Below are 16620 nucleotides of genomic sequence, written 5' to 3'. Positions count from 1 at the left end.
ATTGATTATGGCAGAGAAGTGGTCCTGCCTTTAGTTGAGGAGATTGGAAAACTTTCCGAGAGGAACAAACTTTTGGTGGTAACGGGCGGTGGCGTAAGGGTAAGGCATATTATGGATATTGGAATCGAGTTGGGCATGCCTACTGGAGTACTAGCAGAATTGGCTGGTAAGATTAGTGAACAAAACGCCATCATGATGTCTATTCTCCTCTCGAAATACGATGGCGTGAGGATACATACTGCCGATCTACTGCAGATATCCAGTTTACTCGCCATTGGACTCTTGCCAGTGATTCATGGCACTCCGACCTATGGACTATATGAACAACCGCCAAAAGTAGGATCTATTCCTCCAAATAGAACTGATACGGGCGCCGTTCTCATTGCTGAGGTGCTTGGAGCAAAGAATTGTATCATGGTGAAAAACGTGGATGGACTATATACTGAAAACCCATTCGTGAACCCAAATGCTGATCTTATTCGTGAAATTACTGCAGAAGAACTTCTTGAAAGAGATATGGAGGATATGGTTCTTGAAAGAAGAGCAGTGGAGTTACTTCTTTACTCTAAGCATTTAAAAGAAATAAAAATTGTTAACGGACATAAAAAAGGATTTCTCACCAGAATTCTTAACGGGGAAAATGTAGGAACTGTAATAAGAAGTTAAACTAATGAGAAGTTAAAGTTACAATTCCTTGGCTACCATTACCTCGGTGGCTTTCACGACCACCTCGATAGTATCACCTGGTTTTATATTCAACTCATCGACTGCTTCAACAGTAATAACTGTAGTCAAAGTTGCGGGTTCGGTCACTTCAATCTTGACCGAAGCAGCTACTTGCTTTTTCTCAATACTGATGACTTTACCCACAATTTGATTCCTAGCGCTTATTTTCAAACTACAACCTCTCAAGGTTTGTATTCTATTTAATTATTTGAATAACTCCTTTTCAGGAATTAAATTCGACTATGCGACATTAAGGTAAAGATGGGGAGCTTTAATTATCGCTTTGACTGTATCTCCTTCCTTTAGGTTTAAATCATCTACCGCTTCAGTAGTAATTAACGAATGTATTACGGTGGGAACTTTTAATTCGATTTTTACCTTTGCAGCAATAGGATCTCTCATAACACTAACAACTTCACCTTCTAAGCGATTTTTATCGATTAATTTAAGGCTTATCGCCTCCCACAATTCCTTATCGGCTAAAGTTGCCTGAATGAGATTTTCTAAGCGTATGTAGTAGCGTAATAATTCTTCGCCAGTTGAAGTCAGTTCAGAGCCTCCACCCTTTCGCCCACCTCGAAATTTTTGAATAATTGGTTTCTTAAGACGAGTACTTATCTTCTTTAGAAGACCCCAAGCATATCGATAGGATAGACCTGTTTTTTTATGTGCACCATGTTTAGAGGGGACATCACGGATAGCTTCGCTAATGCTACCTGTTTCTGAAATTTTTTGCAAAAGTAAAGCGCCACCTTTTCCAAGTAACGCTTTATCTTCCTCACTAAGTGATTCATCATCTAGTTCTAACCACAGTCGAAATTTCGGTGAGATTTCAAGTAAGGTGCGATTGTCGTTTTCTACTTCTTCAATCTCTTTGTCATGCTTTTCTTTGTCACTTTGAACTTTGGTAGACATTTTAATCAAACACAGGCTATTTTAATAGATCATTTCTCCCGAGATGAAAGCTTCCGTACGCTCATCTTGAGGATGATTAAAGATTTGGTCAGCGGTACCTATCTCAATCATTTCACCGCCCATCATGAATCCTACAAGAGCTCCAAGACGTTTAGCTTGGAAAAAATTATGCGTGGCCATAATAATTGTGACTTTTTTTTCCTCATTGAATTTTTTAAGCACACTTTCGATCAATGCTACATTTGCGGGATCTAAATCAGCTGTGGCTTCGTCTAATAATAACATTTTTGGCTCAGTCGCAAGCGTCCTTGCAAGTGCCACTCGCTGGATCTCACCGCCGCTTAGAGTCAACGCTTTTCTTTCTTCAAATCCATGGAGACCTACCATGTCAAGTGCGCGATGAACTCTTTCTTCAATTTCATCAGAAGGTAGATTTCGAAAATTGAGACCATAAGCCACATTTGCTTTGACTGTCGTGGAGAAAACAACAGGACGCTGAAACACAAAACCCATCTCACGCCGTGCATTTACCATTTTTTTCTTGTGCAATGTTTTAAGTGACCATCCATTATATTCGATTTCTCCAGATGTAGGTGGCTCTAAAAGGTTAATCAGGCGTAAAAGTGTAGTTTTTCCGGCGCCAGAAGGTCCTATGAGTGTAAAAAATTTTCTTTGTTCAAGTTCAAAGGAAATATCTTTTATTGCGTATTTTTCAACGTATTTTTTAGACAGATTACTAACTTTGAGAAGAGTCATCTTACAACCTCAGTTCCTTCCTGCAGCGTCGTGAAAATCAGATTAACAAGGAAGGCAAGTACAATGAGAATTATGCCAAGTGCTATTGCCATGCCAAATAGGCCCATTCTGGTCTGTAGGACGATTGCTGTTGTCATTGCACGCGTAGTAAAACGAATATTACCGCCCACTATCATAATAGCACCGACTTCAGAAATCGCCTGTCCGAATGCAACGCATATACCCGCTAAGATCGATATTCGCGCCTCTTTGAGAATTGTGATCCATAGTTGTGTCTCTGTTGCACCCAGCGATAAGGCGGTATCTCTATATTTGTTTTGAACACTGCGAACCGCAGCCATGGTGATACCTGTAACAATTGGTGTGGCCAATACCCACTGTGCAACAATCATAGCAGTTGGGGTATATAAAAGTTCTAAAAAACCTAATGGCCCGGTCCTTGAAACTAAGAGAAACACAAATAATCCAATAACGACTGGAGGAAGTCCCATTGCTGTGTTTACCAAATTATTGATCATCCTACGACCTATATAAACGCGTAAGCCAAGAATCATCCCTAGAGGGATTCCACAACAGGCCGCTAAAAATGTCGCTGTGCCAGAAACACGCAACGAAAGAAACATGATTTGCCATAACTCGCCAGCTGAAAACGCTTCTAATAAAGACTCCCCGATAGCCATTATATCACATTCCTACCGCTATCAACTATCCTGATCAACAACCGTTATGCATTTTATAATCATTATGCAATCTTGCGCATAAAGGTATTTCTGTAAATATAAAAAGATGGTTTCCTTCTAGCGCGGACAATTATTTATCCGTTATGTATATATATTCCTATCGTATACGATATGAATTCAAATACATAACAATATTGAGGAGAATATGGAAATGTCAAGGTGGAGTCAAAGAAGAACGAGAATTGCGATTGCGGTTGTCATTGTTGCTGTACTTGGCGTTACTGTAGGCCTTGCTGCATGGGAATACGGCCGACCAAGGCTGATCTTAGCTACAACAACTTCCACTTACGATTCTGGCTTACTTGATTATCTTCTACCAGAGTTCGAAAACAGATATCTCGTGAAAGTCGACATAGTATCTGTCGGGACTGGTCAAGCAATAGCTACAGCGCAGTCGGGTGATGCAGATGTGTTGCTGGTCCATGCTCGGGCATCGGAAGATCAATTTGTCAATGATGGATATGGAGTGCATCGTGTATGTGTAATGTATAATGATTTCATAATAATTGGACCGCCAAGCGATCCTGCGGGTATACTTGGTCAAACCAGTGCAACAACTACGTTCAAAAAAATCGCAGCTGCTGGGGATGCTGGCAACGCCGTATTTATCAGTAGAGGAGATAACTCAGGCACGCATAAAAAAGAGTTGGTTATTTGGGATGAAACTGGCATAGACCCTGTGGGTAAGTCATGGTACGTAGAAACTGGTCAGGGGATGGGTGACACATTAACGGTAGCGGATCAACAACTAGGTTATTGTCTTGTAGATCGAGGCACATGGTTATCCAAAAAGAACACATTGGGGCTTATTGTCTTATCAGAGGGTGATCAAATCCTGCTGAACCCCTATGGAATGATACAGATTAATCCAGCGATGTATCCAGATCTTAATCATGAAATGGCTCAAAATCTCGTAGCGTTCATGATTTCAGAAGCAGGCCAGGCCAAAATCGCCAGTTATACCGTAGGTGGCGAAGTTTTGTTTAAGCCCTTGTATGGTAAGTGTGCAAGTATAACCGGATGTTCAACGCAATCTGCAGAACTCGCGCACTGGGGACCGATAAGCGGCAACTTTGGAACAAGTACAGCAGCACTCTGTGAAGCACATGAATGTTGTCACTGCCATTGAATTCATCATTACATTCCTTTTTTTTATTTTGTATATGCTCATAAAGAATTTTTAGAGTTTAAGATCATTTAATTGACGTCCAACTTTACCGATAAATAAGCCAGAAAGTGCCCATGATAATAGGATAGCATACTGACAAGATGTTTCACAAAAAACTTCTAGTCAAAAGATGTTGGTATATTTGGATTAAGGATTCTTTCGAGTCATAGTTCTAGGGAATGGATTGCCTGCATCTTGAAGTTAATTAAGAGGATAGATGAACTTGATAGATGACAAGGAAGATCAGCAACAAGAACAGAGCTTAGAGGCGAAAGCAGAGTCAGAGCCTGCTACCATCACCCCTGTTAAAGGTTCACATCCTGATTTCGAATTTAATTTAAGAGAGTTAGCGGGATCAATGGGAGATTTTGGAACGTTAGTCCCCCTAGCTATAGGTTATATCGTGATAGTAGGGTTACATCCGGCAGGTTTTCTCGTGATGTTGGGGCTAACCAATATCTTTCTAGGTTTAGTTTACAAGATCCCAATGCCTCTTCAACCCAAAAAAGTTGTCGCGAGTGCTGCCATCGCGCAAAAATGGACTCCAAGTTTGGTGTATGGCACAGGGTTTAGTCTAGGTTTAGCGTGGCTTGGTCTTTCCTTTACTAAGATCAAAGGAGAATCTGTAATCGAGAAAATTTCAAAATATACTCCGCAATGTGTAATTAGGGGAATTCTTTTAGCACTAGGAATAAGTCTCGCACTTACTGGTTTTGAAATGCTGCTGTCAGGATTGCTTTTCGGTCTTATCGCCATTATTCTAATAGTCTTATTAAGAAATAACAAGAACGCCCCAGCAGCACTTGTATTAGTACTTCTTGGGATTGGGATTATAGCGTTTCAAGGTCAGTTATTGGGAGTGATTATCTTTAATTTCACATTACCGCCTCTTACAGCACCGACATTGCAAAGCATGTATCAAGGAATGCTTTTAGCAGGTATCGCCCAGATTCCTCTAAGTATTACAAATGCGGTAATTGTGGTAGCAGCCTTAATTAAAGATTATTTCCCAGAAAGAGCAGTCAGTGAAAAAAGAATTATGCAAAACATGGGGGTAATGAATTTAGCTGCACCCTTCTTTGGTGGCTTTCCTATGTGTCACGGGGGCGGCGGGCTAGTCGCGCAATATTCTTTTGGCGCTCGGACAGGTGGAGCAAATATCATGGAAGGAACAATTGAGCTAATTTTAGGTTTATTGTTTGCAGGATCAATTGTTGCCTTATTTTCAGCATTCCCGATCGGCATAGTAGCGGCAATGTTACTTTTTGTGAGTGTTCAGTTAGTTAGTTTCGTTAAAGACATTAAACGCGATCTTAGGGAAATAGGTATAATGCTTGTAACTGCTATTTTATCGATATTAACAAATATGGCTGTAGGGTTTGCTGTAGGGATAATAGTTTTTTATGTTCTAAAAAAAATTAAATCCGAGAATAATTTTCAAGCCTAGTGTCCTCAAGTTCTTCTTATAAACAAAAAGCAAGGCTTCTTTTATATGCTGAATAAAAAAGTAGAACACGACAACATTTAACGAATTCTGGTATTTGGAATTATGGATTCTTTCGCGTCATAGTTCTCGGGAAAGCTATGGCGTCCTTAATATTATCTAGTCCACAAATCCAACTGACTACTCGTTCCACGCCCAACCCGTAGCCCGAATGGGGCACACTACCATACTTTCGCAGGTCAAAATACCATTCATATTTTGTGGGATCTTCACCTTCTGCTTCCAATCTTTTTATCATATCGTTAACTAACAAACTTCTTTCCGACCCACCAATGATTTCACAATACCCCTCTGGTGCTAACATGTCAAAACATAACGCTTCCTCAGGTTTATCCTCACTCGGAGGTTTGTAAAACCCCATGATTTTAGTGGGATAATGTGTAACAACTACAGGTACGTTAAAGTATTCGCCGATCTTTCCTTCTTCGATGGTTCTTAAATCCTTACCCCAGGGAACATGCATTTGATATTCGTTAGCGAGTATATCTAACGCTTCAGAATATTTGATCGTCGGATATTCTTCTTTTGCATAACGTTCTAACAAGTCAATGTCTCTCTGTAGAATTTCAATTTCTTTCCTATTATGTTTTAGAACTTCTTGTATGATAAATCGAACTTCATCTTTTGCGACTTCTGTGACCTCATCAAGCTTCATCCAAGCGGCTTCCATTTCGGCCATCCAAAATTCTGCCAAATGCCTTGAAGATTTTGATTTTTCTGCTCTAAACGTTGGCCCCATATTGTAGATCTTGCCTAATGAAAAAATCGCTGCTTCAGCATACAATTGCCATGTTTGGCTTAAGTAAATCTTGTCATCTTCAAAGTATTTAACTTCAAAAAGCGTAGCGCCACCTTCAGATTGAATGGGTTGAAAAATGGGGGCATCAAATAAATAATATCCACGACTTCTGAAGAACTCGTGAATGGCTCCAACCACGCAATGCCGAACTTTTAATACGGCATTTAATTTCCTTGACCTTAACCAAAGGTGTCTATTGTCGTAGAGAAGTTCAAGAGACTGCTCCGCAGTTATTGGGAAAGGGTCGGCAATTTGTATAACCTCCAAATCAGATACAGGAGAAATTTCATAGCCGGTGGGAGCCCTATCATCCTTCTTTAATTCACCTGTGAGCCGTACGGACGATTCAATCGTTAATTTTGTGGCTTCTTCAAAGAGTTCTGGATTTTTTTCCTTTGATATAACACATTGTATTATGTCAGATTCGTCTCTTAGGACTATGAATACAAATTTGTTCGATTTTCGTTCTCTATAAACCCAGCCTCTTAAATTTACTGCTCCAGAACCCCTATTCAAAGCTTCATCAATCGTTAAATACCTCAAAGAAACACCTCAAAGGAAAATTACTCTTTTAAGGGGGCTTGTAATCAACCTTCATTTTTAATAGTGATTGTGGATTTTAAATTTTAACTTTTAGAAAAGCCAAGAAATTCCGTTGTCAGTATACAATTATATCTTATTAAAGATAGGCAACTTTTTTTCTCCAGTAAACTTTTAAAAATCTGTGAGATTTTGAGGAAAAACCAATATGTATAGTGATGAAAGATGGGCTATACGATTTCAGAAAAAATACTAGCAAGGGCATCTGGAGAAAAACATGTAACAAGCGGTCAAATAGTAACTGCAAAAATAGATCTTGCTTTAACTCATGATGTATTATGCGGACCTACCGCTGAAATCTTGGAACAATTGGGTGGAAAAGTCTGGGATTCCTCACGGATAATTGTCACACCAGACCATTTTGTACCAAATAAAGACATTGCGTCTGCCAAGTTATGTTTGTCAATGGAGAAATTCGTAAAAGAGCAAAATATCGCAAATTATTATCCGATTGGTCGCCATGGGATTTGTCATATAATGATCTCACAAGAGGGACATGTAGTTCCAGGAGATCTTGTTGTCGGAACAGACTCACATACTTGCACCTCAGGAGCCGTAGGCGCCTTTGCAGTTGGAATAGGTACAACAGAAATGGCAGTAGTGTTTGCTACCGGCGAATTATGGTTTAGAGTTCCTGAGACTATGTGTTTTAATATTTCAGGAAATTTACCCGAACATGGATATATCTCGGGTAAAGATGTCATTTTATCGATTATAGGAGATATTGGTGTAGATGGTGCTACGTATAGAGCAATGGAATTTGATGGAAACGCATTACGAGCACTTCCATTTGATGAACGTTTTACGATTTGTAACATGAGCATAGAAGCAGGTGCTAAGACAGGAATAGTCTGTCCTGATGAAAGAACAATAGAATATATCGAGCAAAGAACCAAAAAAGTGTTTACACCATTAACTAGTGATAAAGATGCCGAATACTTAGAAAAAATCGAAATAGAAGCAGATAATCTTGAACCTGTGGTCGCAAAACCTCATTTACCGTCAAATGTTGTTACTGCAAGGGAATTAGAAGGGCAAGAAGTTGACCAAGCCTTTATTGGTTCATGTACTGGTGGAAGACTTACAGATTTGAGAATAGCGGCAAAAATACTAAAAGGAAAGCAAGTGAAAGCAAATTTCAGGCTGATTGTAATTCCTGGTACACAGCAAATCTGGTTACAAGCATTAAGAGAAGGACTTCTGGAGATCTTTGCAGAAGCAGGTGGAGTTGTTTCTACACCAACATGTGGACCATGCCTAGGTGGACATATGGGTGTGTTGGGTCCTGGAGAAAAGTGCATTTCAACAACTAATCGCAATTTTATTGGCAGGATGGGAGACAGAACAAGTGAAGTGTTCTTAGCTTCTAGTGCCACAGTTGCCGCTTCTTCTTTGATGGGAAAAATCACAGATCCGAGGGATGTAAAATGAAGGAAATTAGAGGAAAAATCATGAAATTTGGGGATAATATCGATACAGACTTGATAATAGCAGCGCATAGACTTACTTTAGGTTCAGACTATGAGAAGTTAGTTAAATATACATTTGAAAACTTTGATACACAGTTTTTAGAAAAAGTCAAAGATGGGCAGACAATTATTGTTGCCGGCAGGAATTTTGGGTCGGGTAGTTCAAGAGAACAAGCTCCTTATGTATTAAAGTATTCTGGAATAAAAGCAGTTTTAGCGGAGAGCTTTGCTCGTATATTCTTTCGAAACGCAATAAATATTGGACTTCCCGTGTTTATAGCACCAGGTATATCTAGCTTTGGAATGGATCTTGATGAATTGGTTATTACCCCTTCAACTGGCGAGGTGAAGAATCTTACTAATGGAGATAGAATAAACATGAAACCATTGCCAGAATTCTTAGTTGAGATTTTAGATAACGGAGGTATTGTAGAATATTTAAAAAAGAGTGCTTTAGTTTAAAAGGATAAAGAAACGAAAATTGTGTTTATTGGCTTAAAGATGTTCTACATCTCTCCGCTTGGCATTACAACAATTCCTTTAGTAGAGATTTCGAACGGAAAACGTTTTAAGCTATGTGCTGTAGCACGCATTTTTCTGATAACCATACTTCGTCTCAATTCGCTTTGTTCTTCTTCCAAGGAAAGGATTATTAGACCTTGTGCAACAAATTCTTCAACACCATAACGGCTAAGTCCTGGGCTATTGCTTAAAATCTCCGAGGTCATTATACTCGTCACTCCAAGTTCACGTAATAGTGCACTTAGTTTAAAAATAGACCCCCGCACTTCAGCAGACGATTCTATCCTAAGGCCAAGTCCTGAAAGAGAATCAACGGCTATTCTTTGAGCTGCAATAGTTTTTGTAGCCTTATAGATCTCTTGTGCTAACGTATTTAAATCAAAGCCTCTGCGGAGCGCCCATTCTTCACTGGATGGGAGTCCTGCTTTGCTTGAAGCAGCATCAATAATAATGAGTTTTTTTTCATTCTCTAGTTGTTCAAGGTTCCATCCAAACTGAGCAGCCTCTCTTCTAAGTTCTGCGGGTTTTTCTTCTAGAGTTACAAGGACACCAGATTCATTATATTTTTCTGCGCCAGCAACAAGGAACTGCGTGCTAAAAATTGATTTACCTGTACCAACGCCCCCTGAAATGACAATATTTGTACCTCTTATGAACCCCCCGTGTAAGATTCCATCAAGTCCAGGGATGCCTGTTTTTACCCTTTCAATTAATTTTGATGTAGTTGCCATTATTTCCCCTCTCATTATACAAGTTGATCTGTATAATCTTCGCCTTTTAGAACTTTTGTTAAAGGCCATATTTGAATCTCAGTAATATCCGTATTTTTTTCGAATACGTTTCGCAGTTCTTCAAGTTCTTTAAAATCATGGACTAATGCCAGACCAATGATAGTAGTTTCATCATCTTCAATGCCAACAAAACGTATTTCTGGTCTTTGTTTCTGCTTCTCAGCAATTTGTTGGGCACGTTCCTTCGAAATATCTGGCAGTATGTGTCCAGAAACTTTCAGACGGAAAAATGCATATTGATTTAATCCTAGACTTTCAGGAGAAATTAGAACGGTAAAGTTCTTAATAATCCCCTTATCTTTCATTCGGCGAACTCTGAAATGAATAGTAGTATCTGGTGAATCTAGTTGTCTGGCAATATCAGTAAAAGCAATGCGGGCATTACCTTGCAATATTGACAGGATTTGTTTGTCTAAATCATCGAGTTCCCATTCGTCAGATTGCAAATCTTTCCCTCACTCAACTCAATTCTCTTAACAATTATATCTGGATAGTTCATATTTCTCAATCTTATTTGAATGGTTCACATTCTCTTACATAGTGACGTTCGACTATTTAAACGTTTTTGCGAAATTCTCAAATTCCATAGAATTTTTTAGCTAAAAGTTCTGCAAATTAAAAGAGCCTTAACAAGGCTAACAAAGTTATAGTTTACGTAAGATAAGTCTATTAATCTAATCTTTATTTTTATAGTCTTTATTTATAGTTAATGCGTTTATTTAACGGAATACGAAGAAAATATTCTATGGAAATTTGACATTTCTTTCAATAAAGCATTTTTCTAGGAATACTACATTGCGAAATCTCAAAACTTCTGAGATTTCATTGTTATTTACATATTGAAAATAAAAGAGGATACTTGAAAAGTTTAACTTGACAAATATCTTTTAACTTAATCGGTGGGAAGTCCCCCTCCGACAGGTAGGGGATGAAAGCCACTGGTCTTATATAGACTTTTTGGGTATAACTAGTAATATCAGAGTCTGGTGAAGTCCATGAAACTCACACAGAAAATCAGGATCTTTCCGAATCACGCACAAAAAACTGTGCTTTGGAAACTCTCGGAAAAATGCAGACTCATCTATAACTTTGCCCTTGCTGAAAGAATGGACGCCTATAGAACTGGAGCAAAGGGTGTGAATTACCGCAAGCAGCAAAACGACCTGCCACTCATCAAAGAGCAATTCCCAGAGTATAAGTGGGTGTATTCTAAGGTCTTACAGTATGCTCTCAGGGCATTAGCTGCTGATTACGAGTCGTTCTTTGCCCTTCGAAAAAACGGGCACATCGAGGCCTGTCTCCCGCGATTCAAAGGAAAAAACTACTTCACCACTATGGTGTATAACCAGTCAGGGTTCAAGATCGAACCCGGAATGATTACCTTTTCCCACAAATACAATGATATACCACTGGAATTTACCATCCCTGACAAATTCTCTTTTGACGATACACAGGTAAAACAAGTCGCCATCTCATCACATAGAGGGCGATATTTTGTGACCATCACCTATGAGTTGGAAGAACCCCCCTTTGTAGATAACGGTCGGTATCAAGCCATCGACCTCGGCATTACCCATATCGTTACGGCAGTAAATTCCCAGAGCAAGTTCTTGATGGTGAAAAATCAGCGCCCGGACAAATATTGGAATCCGAAAATCGCCAAGGTACAATCGCGGAAGGATAAGTGTAAGAAATTCAGCAACAGATGGAAATTGCTCAATCAGATCAAACAGAAATACGAGCGGAAGCGGGATGATCAGACACGTGATTTTCAACATAAACTCAGCAGGAAACTGGTGGAGAACACCAAAGCTAACACTCTGATCGTAGGCCAGCTAGAAGTCAAATGCATGGCACAGTCGAACAAGGTGCCGAAAGCCATGAGAGCGGGGTTGAACCGCGCTACACAGAACACAGGGGCGCTGGGACGGTTCGTGCATTTTCTAACCTACAAGTCGAGGCGAGTAGGTAAAAGGACAATAGAAAGTGACGAACGAAACTCGACCAAAGAATGTTGGATGTACGGCAAACAGCACTTTATGCCAATTTGGAAACGAGTTATGAGATGTGACTGTGGTAACGTGATAGAGAGGGACAAAAATAGTGCAATCATCCTCATGAAACGTTACCTATCACAGAATGCCAAGTGGACAGGCTATCGGGTATTTCTCGATAATCTGCGACACACAGCCAAGTGTAAAACGAAAGTTTCTCCCATCGTAGGGAGTTAGGAGGACTCGCAGGAAGCCCCATCCGTAAGAGTGGGGTAGTTCACGATGAAGGGCATTTGACATTATCTAATAGATAGAATTGAAGGGTGCTTCTTTTAGAAAAAAGCACCTGGATTTAGCAAATTAAAAATTACTGTCCAAGTTACGACCCATACGAATAAGTAGGCAGGTAAGCCATTTGTCAAGATTTTAAATGGTTTTAACTGAGCTGCCTCAGGAGATTGACCTCCAGTGTAACGTATCAATAAGAGAGAAAGTGGATAAGTGACAAAAAGGGCGGCTACACCTATCACAACTCCTGGCCAATGGATTATACCAATAAAACCGTTTATAAGACCTATTACTACACCTAAGAGAACCTTCATCCAATAAATTCTACTTGAAATATCCAAGTTAATACACCACCTAACCTCCAAGTTGAGGCACGAGATAATGAAGAACGATATGTCGAATGTTGATATATTTGCAGTTTTAATGGAATGCAAAGATAGAATCAAAGATTCATGGATTGATAATATTTATCAAATTGATTCTATGTTTATTTGGAAACTTCGAAAGACCGATGAGGGCAGTTTTAATGTCCTAGTTCAGACTTCACCCTTTCAAAGGTTTCATCTCACTGAATATGTGAGAACCCCGCCAAAGATACCGCCTAATTTTTGTCACACGTTACGGAAATATTTGAGGAATAGACGCGTAATTGACATTCGTCAATATAATTTCGATCGAATAATACTACTCGAAGTAGGGCAACTGACGGATAAATATACACTCATTATTGAACTTTTCGGTCATGGGAATATACTGCTTCTTGATCCTAATGAACAAATTCTAATCGCTCGGCATTATAGGAAAATGAAAGACCGAGATGTTCTCCCAAAAAGAAATTATCAATATCCACCAAGCCGAGGAATTGACATATTCCAAATTACTAAGAATAGGTTGAAGGAAATTATAGAATCATCCACAGGGAATATTGCTCGTACTCTAACACATTTTTTCAACATCAAGAAGATTTTTGCTGAAGAGATTTGTCTCAGAGCAGAAATTGAAAAGACAACACCATCTTCGAACATCGATGATGAGCATGTTCTTGTTATAATGGAAGCGATAAAATCAATCTTCCAACCCTTAAAAGAGGGACATCTTAGCCCTGAAATAATTTACGAAAATTCTACTCCTTTTGATGTCACACCTATTCATTTAATGACGTATTCAAATTTTGTAACTAAAAAAATATCATCTTTCAACGAAGGACTAGATTTCTACTTCGGTGAGATTGAAAAATCAGAGATAGCAGAAGCAATTACTAGTCCAGCGGAAGACAAACTAGCAAAACTGGAAAGAATACGTGATCAACAAGCAAAGACAATTGAAGAACTGCAAAAATCAGAAATCGAAATGAAACAAATTGCTGAAGAAATCTATTTATATAGTGCTGATCTTCGCGAAATCTTACATACAATTTCCTCTGCGCATGATAAGAGAGTTACATGGGATGAAATACAAAAAAGGATAGAAGAAGGAAAAACGAATGGGATAAGATCAGCAGAAATGATTAAAAATATAGATCCTGCAAATAAAGCAATTATAATTACTTTAAATGAAAAAGAGATAGTTTTTCGTCTTCATCAGTCCATTGAAGAAGTAGCCTCTAACTGGTACGATTCTGCCAAGAAGACCGCTTCAAAAATTGAAGGCGCAAAGAAAGCATTGAAAAAAACATCACAAAAAATCGAGAAATTAAAGGAAAAAGGACATGACAAGGCCGAAGAAGACGTTGCTCTAAAAAAGAAACGAAAAAGAAAATGGTATGAAAAATTTCGATTCTTTATTTCATCAGATGATTTCTTAGTCCTTGGCGGTCGTGATATAACGTCTAATAAGAGCCTCTTCAAACGATATATGGATACCGAGGATTTATTTATGCACGCTGAAATGGCAGGCGCGCCCTATGTAGTAATAAAAACTGAAGGAAACGATGTACCCGAAACTACGTTAAGAGAAGCTGCACAATTTGCTGTTTCATATTCAAGAGCATGGAAAAGTGGTTTAGGCGCAGGAGACGTTTATTATGTCAAAGCAACTCAAGTTTCGGAAACCGCACCTTCTGGTGAATATATTCCAAAAGGAGGCGTTATAGTTCGTGGTGAGAGGACATTTTTAAAAAATAATCCACTAAAAATAGCTATAGGTGTTAAAATAGAGAATGATTTTGCACTACCACTTAGCGGCCCCCTTCCTGCAATATCAAATCAAACGGAAAACTATATCACTGTAGTTCCAGGAGAGATTTCTAGCGGCAAATTGGCACGACACATTAAGGAAATTCTTTTAAGACATGCAAAGGATGATGATAAAAATAAGATTAAAAAACTATCTGTGGATGAAATTACAAGGGTTCTGCCTTCAGGAAACTCTAAAATACTCGAAACGTGAACTACCACCCCTACTTGTAGGGGGATTTCCTGAGTCATCCATTCCCAGCGGGATATGTCAAACAGGCTCGATGGACAATCCCTGCCCTGATGATGATGATGATGATGATGATGATGATGATCGGTGAAACATATGGCTGAAAAGAAGGTTTTTGTAATAGGAATTGATGGTGCAACTTTTGAAATAATTAAACCCAATTTACATAAGCTTCCTACCTTTTCTAAAATAGTTAAACAAGGTGCAAGCGGATTTCTTAAGAGCACAATTCCACCGCTTAGTCCGCCGGCGTGGACCTCAATTGTCACAGGAACGAATCCTGGAAGACATGGGATTTTTGATTTCTTTGCAGAAACTTCTGATGGTTATGATCTCAAATTAAGTTACTTAAAAAAGCGGAAGGGTAAAGCAATATGGCATATATTGAATGAAAATGGTAAAAAGACAGTCATAGTGAATTTTCCGTTTACCTATCCACCTGAAAAGGTTAATGGATTAATGATCTCAGGATTGGGATCACCTGGAATGGAAAGTAATTTTACCTATCCAAATTCTTTAAAGCAGGAATTACTTGACAACGTGCCTGATTATCGTATAGATGTGGATGTAGAAGAATTTTATTTAAATCATAAATCAATCTTTGTAAATGACATTTACCATCTAACAGAAGCAAGAAAACGCGCAGTTTTATATTTAATGGAAGAAAAAGATTGGGACTTTTTTATGGTTATATTTGTCGGTTCAGATCGTCTACAACACTTTCTTTGGGACACTCATCTTCAGATGAACACATCAAAAGGAGCAATAAGGTATAATGTCATTCTCAAATATTATGAGTTGATAGATTCGATTATTAGTGAAATTCTTCAAAAACTTGATGAGAACACAATTAATTTTATTGTATCGGATCACGGGTTTCAACAAGTAAAACGAGACTTCTATATTAACAACTGGCTAAAAAGCATAGGATTGCTTCATCTTAAAAGCCAAGGCTCCTTCTCAGCATGGTTAATTAAGCATGGTTTTACTACCGAAAGTAGTAATGCTGTACTAATGAGACATGCTCACTCGAAATGGTACAAGATACTTCATAAGGTGATTCCAAAACGTCTCATTTCATTTTTTGCACTAAATTTAAGTAATATTCGTAAATATTGTGATTGGCATAAAACTAAAGCTTTTTCTTACTCTTTTACTGGTCAAGGTTTAAGAATTAATTTAAAGGGCAGAGAACAGAATGGAATAGTTAATCCAGAAGAATATAATGATTTGCGAGATTCGATTGCATTTAAACTCTCTAAACTCACTGAACCAGAAACGGGCAGAAAAATAGTATCAAAAATCTACAAACGTGAAGAAATCTATGCTGGCCCATATTTAAAGGATGCACCAGATCTATTAATTCAATTAAATGATGGGTTTGCCATGTTTGGTGGTTTCGGAAATGATATATTTAGCAATAAAAAAGATCTGGCGCAAAAATCAACGAATGAACCAAATGGACATATTTGGAAGGCTGCACATGATATTAACGGAGTTTTCATGTCATTTGGAAAAGATATACACCCTGTCCAAGTAGAGGCAAATGTTATGGATATCGCACCAACAATTTTGCACATATTGGATATACCAATTCCTCAAATGATGGATGGAAACGTTCTCAGAAACATATTTGATACTAATTCAGTTCTTTACAACAGATTAGAAAAAATCGAAGAAGAAACAAGAAAGAATGAAGAAATAGAAGATGATGAACGAGAAATACTTACTAAAGAGGAAGAATTAGAAATCATGGAACGATTAAAAGGCTTAGGATATATGTGAGCGCTTTAATAACACTATCAGGAAAAATCACAATCATTAAAAAAACAGCTAATTGCTCCATCATTCATTAAGAAAATAAATATTTTGAAAAAGAAGAAGAATAGTTGATCTAGTTTTTAGTATTGGTTAATGGCAAACC

General features: G+C 38.4%; 16 protein-coding genes. 8 read left to right on the top strand and 8 right to left on the bottom strand.

Annotated features, from left to right (window positions below):
• Positions 1–666: hypothetical protein (locus QVB70_RS03315; RefSeq protein ID WP_287583361.1), on the top strand; the 666-nt coding region annotated here is incomplete at its 5' end.
• 18 nt (positions 667–684) lie between these two features.
• Here QVB70_RS03315 and QVB70_RS03310 read toward each other — a convergent pair.
• From QVB70_RS03310 to QVB70_RS03295, 4 genes are all read right to left on the bottom strand, one after another.
• Positions 685–897 carry a molybdopterin-binding protein gene (locus tag QVB70_RS03310; protein ID WP_287583358.1) on the bottom strand — a complete coding sequence of 71 codons (213 nt, stop codon included), beginning with the start codon at positions 895–897 and terminating at the stop codon, positions 685–687.
• 69 nt (positions 898–966) lie between these two features.
• On the bottom strand, positions 967–1641 hold the full coding sequence (locus QVB70_RS03305) for a TOBE domain-containing protein (protein WP_287583356.1): 675 nt from the start codon (positions 1639–1641) through the stop codon (positions 967–969).
• A gap of 21 nt (positions 1642–1662) precedes the next feature.
• Complete coding sequence (locus tag QVB70_RS03300) at positions 1663–2397, bottom strand: phosphate ABC transporter ATP-binding protein (RefSeq protein WP_287583354.1); 735 nt, start codon at positions 2395–2397, stop codon at positions 1663–1665.
• Positions 2394–3077, bottom strand: a complete 684-nt coding sequence (locus tag QVB70_RS03295) for an ABC transporter permease (RefSeq protein ID WP_287583352.1) — start codon at positions 3075–3077, stop codon at positions 2394–2396. Before QVB70_RS03295 ends, QVB70_RS03300 begins: the two co-directional genes overlap by 4 nt.
• Positions 3078–3288: 211 nt before the next feature.
• Between QVB70_RS03295 and QVB70_RS03290 the strand changes: the two genes are divergently transcribed.
• Positions 3289–4266, top strand: a complete 978-nt coding sequence (locus QVB70_RS03290; RefSeq protein ID WP_287583349.1) for a substrate-binding domain-containing protein — start codon at positions 3289–3291, stop codon at positions 4264–4266.
• 256 nt (positions 4267–4522) lie between these two features.
• Positions 4523–5752, top strand: a complete 1230-nt coding sequence (locus QVB70_RS03285) for a putative sulfate/molybdate transporter (protein WP_287583347.1) — start codon at positions 4523–4525, stop codon at positions 5750–5752.
• Between the two features lie 100 nt (positions 5753–5852).
• On the opposite strand, the gene asnS is transcribed toward QVB70_RS03285, so the two are convergent.
• Positions 5853–7151 carry an asparagine--tRNA ligase gene (gene asnS, locus QVB70_RS03280; protein WP_287583345.1) on the bottom strand — a complete coding sequence of 433 codons (1299 nt, stop codon included), beginning with the start codon at positions 7149–7151 and terminating at the stop codon, positions 5853–5855.
• 222 nt (positions 7152–7373) lie between these two features.
• On the opposite strand from asnS, the gene QVB70_RS03275 reads away from it, so the two are divergent.
• Both QVB70_RS03275 and leuD read left to right on the top strand, forming a co-directional pair.
• Positions 7374–8639, top strand: a complete 1266-nt coding sequence (locus tag QVB70_RS03275) for a 3-isopropylmalate dehydratase large subunit (protein WP_287583343.1) — start codon at positions 7374–7376, stop codon at positions 8637–8639.
• The gene (leuD, locus tag QVB70_RS03270; protein WP_287583341.1) at positions 8636–9139 is read left to right on the top strand and encodes a 3-isopropylmalate dehydratase; all 504 of its coding nucleotides are present in this window, start codon (positions 8636–8638) and stop codon (positions 9137–9139) included. The genes QVB70_RS03275 and leuD overlap by 4 nt, the downstream gene beginning before the upstream one ends.
• A 44-nt stretch (positions 9140–9183) precedes the next feature.
• On the opposite strand, the gene QVB70_RS03265 is transcribed toward leuD, so the two are convergent.
• Complete coding sequence (locus QVB70_RS03265) at positions 9184–9930, bottom strand: ATPase domain-containing protein (protein WP_287583339.1); 747 nt, start codon at positions 9928–9930, stop codon at positions 9184–9186.
• A 14-nt stretch (positions 9931–9944) separates the two neighbouring features.
• Positions 9945–10436 carry an Lrp/AsnC family transcriptional regulator gene (locus QVB70_RS03260; protein WP_287583335.1) on the bottom strand — a complete coding sequence of 164 codons (492 nt, stop codon included), beginning with the start codon at positions 10434–10436 and terminating at the stop codon, positions 9945–9947.
• Between the two features lie 549 nt (positions 10437–10985).
• Here QVB70_RS03260 and QVB70_RS03255 point away from each other — a divergent pair.
• Positions 10986–12221: a transposase gene (locus tag QVB70_RS03255; RefSeq protein ID WP_287583334.1), complete on the top strand. Its 1236-nt coding sequence runs from the start codon at positions 10986–10988 to the stop codon at positions 12219–12221.
• A gap of 95 nt (positions 12222–12316) precedes the next feature.
• Here QVB70_RS03255 and QVB70_RS03250 read toward each other — a convergent pair whose 3' ends face one another.
• On the bottom strand, positions 12317–12613 hold the full coding sequence (locus QVB70_RS03250; protein WP_287583332.1) for a hypothetical protein: 297 nt from the start codon (positions 12611–12613) through the stop codon (positions 12317–12319).
• A gap of 40 nt (positions 12614–12653) precedes the next feature.
• Here QVB70_RS03250 and rqcH point away from each other — a divergent pair, with 40 nt between their 5' ends.
• A complete protein-coding gene (gene rqcH, locus QVB70_RS03245) occupies positions 12654–14660 on the top strand; it encodes a ribosome rescue protein RqcH (protein WP_287583330.1) in 2007 nt (668 codons plus the stop codon).
• A 132-nt stretch (positions 14661–14792) separates the two neighbouring features.
• A complete protein-coding gene (locus tag QVB70_RS03240; protein WP_287583328.1) occupies positions 14793–16481 on the top strand; it encodes an alkaline phosphatase family protein in 1689 nt (562 codons plus the stop codon).
• The last annotated feature ends 139 nt before the right edge of the window (positions 16482–16620 follow it).

It is taken from the genome of Candidatus Borrarchaeum sp. (genome assembly GCF_019058535.1).
Taxonomy (GTDB): domain Archaea; phylum Asgardarchaeota; class Sifarchaeia; order Borrarchaeales; family Borrarchaeaceae; genus Borrarchaeum; species Borrarchaeum weybense.
This window is presented reverse-complemented; position numbering and strand designations above follow the sequence as displayed.

Coding starts and splice junctions, on each gene's coding strand:
- rqcH (WP_287583330.1), top strand. CDS start 12,654: ATGAAGAACGATATGTCGAATGTTGATATATTTGCAGTTTTAATGGAA.
- QVB70_RS03265 (WP_287583339.1), bottom strand. CDS start 9,930: ATGGCAACTACATCAAAATTAATTGAAAGGGTAAAAACAGGCATCCCT.
- QVB70_RS03255 (WP_287583334.1), top strand. CDS start 10,986: ATGAAACTCACACAGAAAATCAGGATCTTTCCGAATCACGCACAAAAA.
- QVB70_RS03240 (WP_287583328.1), top strand. CDS start 14,793: ATGGCTGAAAAGAAGGTTTTTGTAATAGGAATTGATGGTGCAACTTTT.
- leuD (WP_287583341.1), top strand. CDS start 8,636: ATGAAGGAAATTAGAGGAAAAATCATGAAATTTGGGGATAATATCGAT.
- QVB70_RS03300 (WP_287583354.1), bottom strand. CDS start 2,397: ATGACTCTTCTCAAAGTTAGTAATCTGTCTAAAAAATACGTTGAAAAA.
- QVB70_RS03295 (WP_287583352.1), bottom strand. CDS start 3,077: ATGGCTATCGGGGAGTCTTTATTAGAAGCGTTTTCAGCTGGCGAGTTA.
- QVB70_RS03275 (WP_287583343.1), top strand. CDS start 7,374: ATGGGCTATACGATTTCAGAAAAAATACTAGCAAGGGCATCTGGAGAA.
- QVB70_RS03290 (WP_287583349.1), top strand. CDS start 3,289: ATGTCAAGGTGGAGTCAAAGAAGAACGAGAATTGCGATTGCGGTTGTC.
- QVB70_RS03305 (WP_287583356.1), bottom strand. CDS start 1,641: ATGTCTACCAAAGTTCAAAGTGACAAAGAAAAGCATGACAAAGAGATT.
- QVB70_RS03285 (WP_287583347.1), top strand. CDS start 4,523: ATGAACTTGATAGATGACAAGGAAGATCAGCAACAAGAACAGAGCTTA.